Genomic DNA, 4,216 nt, shown 5'->3' on the forward strand with positions numbered 1-4,216 from the left:
CGATCGACGCACGGGGTCAACTGCACGGGATCGTGCTCGTGGAAGATCTACGTCAAGGACGGGATCATCACCTGGGAAACCCAGCAGACCGACTATCCTTCGGTGGGCCCTGACCGCCCCGAATACGAGCCGCGTGGTTGCCCGCGTGGCGCCTCGTTCTCCTGGTACAGCTACTCGCCCACCCGGGTGCGCTACCCGTACGCCCGCGGGGTCCTGGTGGAGATGTTCCGCGAGGCTAAGGCCCGCCTGGGTGACCCCGTCGCGGCCTGGGCCGACATCCAGAACGACCCCGAGCGCCGCCGCCGCTATCAGCAGGCCCGCGGCAAGGGCGGCCTGATCCGGGTCACCTGGGCCGAGGCCACCGAGATGATCGCTGCCGCCCACGTGCACACCATCAAGACCTACGGCCCGGATCGGGTCGCCGGATTCTCGCCGATCCCGGCGATGTCGATGGTGTCGTATACCGCCGGGTCGCGGTTCTACGAACTGATCGGCGCCCCCATGACGTCGTTCTACGACTGGTATGCCGACCTTCCGGTCGCCTCACCGCAGGTGTTCGGCGACCAGACCGACGTGCCCGAATCCGGCGACTGGTGGGATGCGGCCTACCTGATGATGTGGGGCTCCAACGTCCCGATCACCCGTACCCCCGACGCACACTGGATGGCCGAGTCGCGCTACCGCGGCACGAAAGTGGTGACGGTAAGCCCCGACTATGCCGACAACACCAAGTTCGCCGACGAGTGGATGCCGTGCGCGGCTGGCACCGACGGCGCGCTGGCCATGGCGATGGGCCACGTCATCCTCTCGGAATACTATGTGCGCAAACAGATTCCGTTCTTCGCCGACTTTTCGCGCCGCTACACCGATCTGCCGTTCCTGATCAAGCTGGAAGAGCGCGGCGACATGCTGGTGCCCGGAAAGAACCTCACGGCAGCAGATCTGGGGGAGGCCGTGGAGAACGCGGCGCTCAAGCCCGCGCTGTTGGACGAGGCGACCGGCAAGATCGTGGCCCCGCACGGCTCGCTGGGATTCCGCTACGGCGAGGACGGGATGGGAAAGTGGAACCTGGACCTGGGTAGCCTGACCCCGGCGCTGAGTGTACGAGATGCGTGCGGCGCCAACGGCAATGACGACACCGCCCTGGTTCACCTGCCCAGCTTCGACACGGTCGACGGCGAGGGCACGACCGTGGCGCGCGGTGTCCCGATACGCCGCGTCGGTAAACACTTGGTGTGCACCGTTTTCGACCTGATGCTCGCCCAATACGCGGTGGAGCGACAGGGATTGCCGGGCGAATGGCCGACCGGCTACGACGACGCGACCCAGCAGAATACCCCGGCATGGCAGGAGGCGATCACCGGAGTGTCTGCCGCCCAGGCCATCCGGGTGGCCAGGGAATTCGCGCACAGCGCCGAGGAATCCGGCGGACGGTCGATGATCATCATGGGCGGCGGCATCTGCCACTGGTTCCACAGCGACGCGATCTACCGCGCGGTGCTGGCGCTGCTGATGCTGACCGGGTCGATGGGCCGCAATGGCGGCGGCTGGGCCCACTACGTCGGTCAGGAAAAGGTGCGGCCGCTCACCGGATTTCAGACGATGGCGATGGCCACCGACTGGACGCGCCCGCCGCGGCAGGTACCCGGCGCGTCGTACTGGTACGCGCACACCGACCAATGGCGCTACGACGGGTATGGCGCCGACAAGCTGGCCAGCCCGGTGGGCCGGGGCAGGTTCGCGGACAAGCACACCATGGATCTGCTGGCGTCGTCGGTGGCCATGGGGTGGAGCCCGTTCTACCCCCAGTTCGATCGCTCCAGCCTGGACGTCGCCGACGAGGCCCGCGCCGCCGAACGCGACGTCGTCGAATACGTCGCCGAGCAGCTCGGCCAGCGCAAACTCAAGCTGGCCGTGACCGATCCCGACCACCCGGGCAACTGGCCGCGGGTGCTTACCGTGTGGCGCGCCAACCTGATTGGCTCGTCGGGCAAGGGCGGCGAGTACTTCCTGCGTCATCTGCTGGGAACCGACTCCAACGCGATGGCGCAGCCGCCGCAGGACGGGGTACGGCCCCTCGACGTGACCTGCGAGGGCGACATTCCCGAGGGCAAGCTCGACTTGATGATGTCGATCGACTTCCGGATGACCTCCACGACGCTGGTGTCCGATGTCGTGCTGCCGGCCGCAACCTGGTACGAGAAGGCCGACATCTCCAGCACCGACATGCACCCCTACGTGCACGCGTTCAGCGCGGCGACCGATCCGCCGTGGGAAACACGTTCGGATTTCGATGCTTTCGGCGCGATTGCCCGCGCGTTCAGTGCAATGGCCAAGGGGCACCTGGGTACCCGCAGCGATGTGGTGCTCACCGCGCTGCAGCACGACACGCCCGATGCGATGGCCTATCCCGATGGCACCGAATCCGATTGGCTGCACACCGGCGCGACGCCGGTGCCCGGGCGGACGATGGCCAAACTCACCGTGGTGGAGCGCGACTACGGCGCGATCTACGACAAGTGGATCACGCTGGGTCCGCTGGTAGAAAAATTCGGGCTGACCACCAAGGGCGTCACCGTGCACCCCTTCCGGGAGGTCGAGGAGCTCGCCGCAAAGTTCGGGGTGATGAATACCGGTGTGGGAGCGGGCCGTCCGGCCATCACCAGCGCGGCGCGGATGGCAGACGTCCTGCTGCTGCTATCCGGGACGACCAACGGCCGGCTCGCCGTCGAGGGCTTCCACGAACTGGAAAAGCGCACGGGTCAGCGGCTGGTGCACTTGGCCGAGGGCAGCGAGGACAAGCGCATCAGCTACGCCGACACCCAGGCGAGGCCGGTTCCCGTGGTCACCAGCCCGGAATGGTCGGGTAGTGAAACGGGTGGCCGTCGCTACGCGCCGTTCACGATCAACATCGAGAACCTCAAGCCATTCCACACCCTGACCGGACGAATGCATTTCTATCTGGCCCACGACTGGATCGAAGAACTCGGCGAGCACCTGCCGGTCTTCCGGCCTCCGCTGGACATGCAGCGATTGTTCGGCCAGCCCGCGCTGGGCCCGACCGAGGACGGAATCGGCCTGACCGTGCGGTATCTCACGCCGCACTCGAAGTGGTCGTTCCATTCCACCTACCAGGACAACCTGTACATGCTGTCGTTGTCGCGCGGCGGCCCGACGATGTGGATGAGCCCGGGCGACGCGGCCAAAATTCAAGTGCAAGATAATGATTGGGTGGAGGCGGTCAACGTCAATGGCATCTACGTGTGCCGGGCGATCGTCAGCCACCGGATGCCCGACGGTGTGGTGTTCGTCTACCACGTGCAGGAACGCACCGTGGACACGCCGCGCAGCGAGACCAACAACAAGCGCGGCGGCAACCACAACGCGCTGACCCGGGTGCGGATCAAGCCCAGCCACCTGGCCGGCGGCTACGGCCAGCACGCGTTCGCGTTCAACTACCTGGGCCCCACCGGCAACCAGCGCGACGAGGTGACGGTGGTGCGCCGTCGCAGCCAGGAGGTTACCTACTAATGAAAGTAATGGCGCAACTGGCGATGGTGATGAACCTCGACAAGTGCATCGGCTGCCACACCTGTTCGGTCACCTGCAAGCAGGCGTGGACCAACCGCGCCGGCACCGAGTATGTGTGGTTCAACAACGTGGAAACCCGTCCGGGCCAAGGCTATCCGCGCACCTACGAGGACCAGGAGCGGTGGCGCGGCGGCTGGATACGCGACAAGCGGGGCCGGCTGCGGCTGCGCGACGGGGGCCGCATCCAGAAGCTGCTGCGCATCTTCGCCAACCCGAGACTGCCCGTCATCGGAGACTACTACGAGCCGTGGACCTACGACTACGAGAACCTGACCAACGCTCCCGCGGGTGACACGTTCCCGACGGCCGCGCCGCGAAGCCTGCTGTCCGGCAAGCCGATGAAGGTGTCCTGGGGGCCGAACTGGGACGACAACCTGGCCGGTTCGCACGAAACCCTGGCCAAAGATCCGATCCTGAACAAGATCAGCGAGGAGGTCAAACTCTCGCTCGAAGAGACCTTCATGTTCTACCTGCCCCGCATCTGCGAGCACTGCCTCAACCCGTCCTGCGTGGCGTCGTGCCCGTCGGGCGCGATGTACAAGCGCAGTGAGGACGGCATCGTGCTGGTCGACCAGGACCGCTGCCGCGGCTGGCGGATGTGCGTGTCCGGATGTCCTTACAAGAA

2 protein-coding genes are annotated in these 4,216 nt (G+C 66.1%); both read left to right on the forward strand.

The features are described 5' to 3' along the window. A partial coding sequence (locus tag ACZY0B_RS26885; RefSeq protein WP_463767276.1) for a nitrate reductase subunit alpha occupies positions 1-3,531 on the forward strand: 3,531 nt, incomplete at its 5' end. Next, positions 3,531-4,216, forward strand: a 686-nt coding sequence (locus ACZY0B_RS26890; protein ID WP_463767277.1) for a 4Fe-4S dicluster domain-containing protein, incomplete at its 3' end; no start/stop codon positions are given. The genes ACZY0B_RS26885 and ACZY0B_RS26890, both read left to right, overlap by 1 nt.

The sequence above is a fragment of the Mycobacterium sp. IDUB_19 genome (genome assembly GCF_055419445.1).